The sequence below is a fragment of the Proteiniphilum sp. genome (assembly GCF_034331125.1).
In the GTDB taxonomy this organism is placed as follows: domain Bacteria; phylum Bacteroidota; class Bacteroidia; order Bacteroidales; family Dysgonomonadaceae; genus Proteiniphilum; species Proteiniphilum saccharofermentans.
Genome location: NZ_JAXQGC010000030.1, coordinates 1 through 3,686, shown reverse-complemented (window position 1 = coordinate 3,686; position 3,686 = coordinate 1). Strand labels below are relative to the sequence as shown.

5 protein-coding genes are annotated in these 3,686 nt (G+C 44.2%); 4 read left to right on the top strand and 1 reads right to left on the bottom strand.

From position 1 onward, the window contains the following. The first annotated feature begins 300 nt into the window (after positions 1 to 300). From U2P89_RS06240 to U2P89_RS06225, 4 genes are all read left to right on the top strand, one after another. Positions 301 to 555, top strand: coding sequence for a hypothetical protein (locus U2P89_RS06240; RefSeq protein ID WP_322190943.1), 255 nt, complete (start codon positions 301 to 303; stop codon positions 553 to 555). Positions 556 to 691: 136 nt separating this feature from the next. Continuing rightward, positions 692 to 1,630: an NAD-dependent epimerase/dehydratase family protein gene (locus tag U2P89_RS06235; RefSeq protein WP_322190942.1), complete on the top strand. Its 939-nt coding sequence runs from the start codon at positions 692 to 694 to the stop codon at positions 1,628 to 1,630. A 93-nt stretch (positions 1,631 to 1,723) separates the two neighbouring features. Beyond that, positions 1,724 to 2,683 carry a glycosyltransferase family 4 protein gene (locus U2P89_RS06230; RefSeq protein ID WP_322190941.1) on the top strand — a complete coding sequence of 320 codons (960 nt, stop codon included), beginning with the start codon at positions 1,724 to 1,726 and terminating at the stop codon, positions 2,681 to 2,683. A 20-nt stretch (positions 2,684 to 2,703) separates the two neighbouring features. Next, a complete protein-coding gene (locus U2P89_RS06225) occupies positions 2,704 to 3,282 on the top strand; it encodes a DUF3575 domain-containing protein (protein WP_322190940.1) in 579 nt (192 codons plus the stop codon). Between the two features lie 30 nt (positions 3,283 to 3,312). Here U2P89_RS06225 and U2P89_RS06220 read toward each other — a convergent pair whose 3' ends face one another. Beyond that, the gene (locus tag U2P89_RS06220; protein ID WP_322190939.1) at positions 3,313 to 3,651 is read right to left on the bottom strand and encodes a helix-turn-helix transcriptional regulator; all 339 of its coding nucleotides are present in this window, start codon (positions 3,649 to 3,651) and stop codon (positions 3,313 to 3,315) included. Between the last annotated feature and the right edge of the window lie 35 nt (positions 3,652 to 3,686).

Sequence of the window (3,686 nt, the reverse complement as noted above, 5' to 3'; positions counted from 1 at the left end):
CTCCTGATTTCAAGTCAAGAATTTACAATAGGAACTATTGCGGATAATCATTTAATAAAATCCCAACAAATGAATGAACGTATAGATTAATACTGTCTAAATGGACAAAACCGAAAACAATCAGGTCTCTCCAAGACGACGAAACTTTGAAGAGAGAAAACTATTTCATGAGAAAGGTGTCTGCGAAAATTTCCGAACGAATAAAAGAGAAAGACATCTGGTTTACGGATGATGGCTTGGAATTTGCCGGAAACCTATATTTTCTTGCGGAGGACTTTTGAAAATTAAAAAATGATTGGTATGAAGAATAATAGTATTGCAACCCTGGATAGTTTACTGGAGGAAATAACTCCGGAAGAACAGATGAGAACGGATGCAAAAATGCAACTGGCGGCAAAAATTGCCGACGCTATGATCGAAAAGGGATGGAACAACAATATGCTGATGCTTTGGCTAAAGCTGAAATATCCTGCCTGTATGAGGTTAAGAATCTTGACTCCTTTATCAAGGGTTCCGGCAAATTGTCACTCCCGGAAAGGTTTATATCCGTCTTGAATACAACTTCACTATCTACCTGCAGGGGTATCTTGTTCGCTCTTTTTAGAGGAACTCCCTTGCATTCGGTACTTCTTCCCTTAGTTGACAAAAATTTGCTCAAGACAAGCTCTGTTAAAGAATAACGTGTAAATCAATGAAAATTCTTATTACCGGCATCAACGGTTTTGTCGGTTCTAATTTCACTAACAACTGGAGTAAAGACCATATACTCTATGGTCTGGATATCCACCAGCCGGCAAAAGAAGGTGTGGAACGGATCTTCTCATGGGACGAGATGGGGAAGATTCCGCCGGTGGATGCGATTGTGCATCTCGCCGGCAAAGCGCACGACACAAAGAACGTGAGCGAGGCGCAATCGTATTTCGACATCAACACGGGATTGACACAACGTATCTTCGACTATTTCCTGCAATCGGATGCCCGGACTTTCATCTTTTTCAGTTCGGTGAAGGCGGCAGCGGACTCCGTGCCGGGAGATATCCTGAAGGAGGGGATCGTCCCCCACCCTGTCGGGCCTTACGGGGAATCGAAGATCAGGGCGGAAGAGTATTTGTTATCGAAGATGAACGAGGCGCACAGCAGGCAAAAAAGGGTGTTTATCCTCCGCCCTTGCATGATCCACGGGCCCGGAAACAAAGGAAACCTGAACTTGCTATATAACGTGGTGAAGAAGGGAATTCCATGGCCGTTGGGCGCATTCGACAACCGGCGCTCGTTCTGCTCAGTGGATAATATATCTTATGTAGTGGAACAACTGATCGTCAGGGATAATATTGAAAGCGGAGTCTACCATGTGGGCGACGACGAACCGATATCGACCAACGAATTGATCGGCCTAATCAGTGAATCGGTAGGGAAAAAACCGCATATATGGAAACTCCCGAAAGGATGGATGAACGCAATGGCGAGCGTTGGCAACACGTTGCATCTTCCGCTCAACAAGCAACGGTTGCAAAAACTGACCGAGAATTACGTGGTAAGCAACGGGAAAATAAAAAATGCGCTCGGTATCGAGAACATGCCGGTATCAGCCCGGGACGGGATGAAAAAGACACTGGAGAGTTTCAAATAGCCCATTGACAATCAGGACATATCGCCACTTATAATCAAACCTTTATAAAAGCGTGACTACATCAAGCACGCATAAAACAGTAAAAGACTACAAATGATATATTTACTCGTTATTGCCTTATTATTTATAGCGGAACTGGTCTATTTCCGCATTGCGGACAAATTCAACATCATAGACAAACCGAACGAGCGGAGTTCTCACACCCGGATCACGTTGCGGGGAGGCGGCATTATTTATTGGGTGGCTGCCCTACTCTATGTGCTGTTCAATCCTTCGGAGGCAGGTTGGTGGTTCCTAGCGGGAATCACCCTGATGGCCGGAGTAAGTTTCTGGGACGACGTAGAAGGCCTGGGGCAAAAGATCCGGTTATTTTTCCATCTGCTGGCCATGACCTGTGCGTTTTATCTTGCAAACGTATTCGGGGTGTATCCCTGGTGGGCCATTGTAATCGGGTATATTCTGTTTACCGGCATAGTGAACGCATACAACTTTATGGACGGCATCAACGGTATCACGGGCTTATATACGCTCGCGGTACTGCTGCCCATGATCTATGTGAACAATTACGTCCAGACTTTCACCAAAAACGATTTTCTTCTTTTCCCCCTGCTGGCATCCATCGTGTTTCTGTTCTTCAACTTCAGGAAACAGGCGAAGTGCTTCGCAGGTGATGTGGGAAGCGTGGGTATCGCTTTCTGGATCGTAACGCTGTTACTACTCCTGATCATCAAAACACAAAACCTGGTATGGATCGGTTTCCTGCTGGTGTACGGAGTGGATACGGTTTGCACAATACTACACCGGATTTACCTGAAACAGAATATCATGGAGGCGCATCGCCTGCATTTCTACCAGATACTGGCCAACGAACTGAAAACCGGACACAGGACAGTCTCCTTGTCCTATTTCCTGGCGCAACTGCTTTGTTCCGCGCTGATCATCGCCCTTTACCCCATCGTGGGATGGTGGGTCTTTCTGCTATTGGTAGCCACATTAGTCGCCATCTACGGAATAAAATTCCGGCTAATGAGAACAGTCATTATTGAAAAATGATTTTAAGACAATATAGTCATATGAGATATTTAAAGAGGACTTTTTTTATATTCATTTTTTGTATTTCGTTATCCGCCCATACCCAGGGCCAGAAAACAATAGCCGTAAAAACAAATATCCCACATTGGGCAACAGCTTCTCCGAATTTGGGAGTGGAAGTGGCATTCCGCCACAAAATGACCTTCGAACTGTCCGGCGGGTATAATCCCTTTGAGTTTAAAGACGATAAACAGTGGAAGCATTGGATTATCTGGCCGGAAGCACGTTATTGGTTGAATGAAACATTTAATGGTCATTCTATTGGCCTGCATGGCGTGTTTGCCGGATTCGATGTAGGGGGATTGGAATTACCGTTTAATCTGGTACCCGAACTCAAGAATAGACGTGTCGAAGGAAATATAAACGGAATAGGTTTAAGCTACGGATATGCCTGGATAATCGGTAATAGTTTAGTCCTTGAAGTAAGCGTAGGGGCTGGATATGGACGTTTGAAATACGATGTTTTTACAAATGGTGACAATGGATATAAGACAGACTACGGTCAAAAACATTATATCGGTCCAACCAAAGGAGCCATCTCATTGGTATATCTCTTCTGAAATTAGTGGATAAGGCTAAAACTTGGAGAATCATACTATTTTTCTCTCCACTGCATATTTTATCAGGGCGGCAGTATTGGGAACCTGTAGTTTGGTCATGATATTCTTACGGTAGCTTTTAACGGTTTCATAGCCGATACACATTATCTCGGAGATAGTATTCATGGTGTGCCCTTCGGCAATGAGCCTGAGCAGTTCATGCTCCCGCCGGGAAAGGGATATGGTGTCTTCCTTTTTGGTACGCAACAGCAGATCGTGATACTGACAGCAGCATTGGTCGCAGTATACGGATTGAAATTCCGGCTTATGAAAATATCCGTCATTAAAAAATGACTTTAAGACAAATAATGATTTAGCTTGATGTCTCATTTGGTACATGTACCTTTGTTTACAAATAAAAAAAT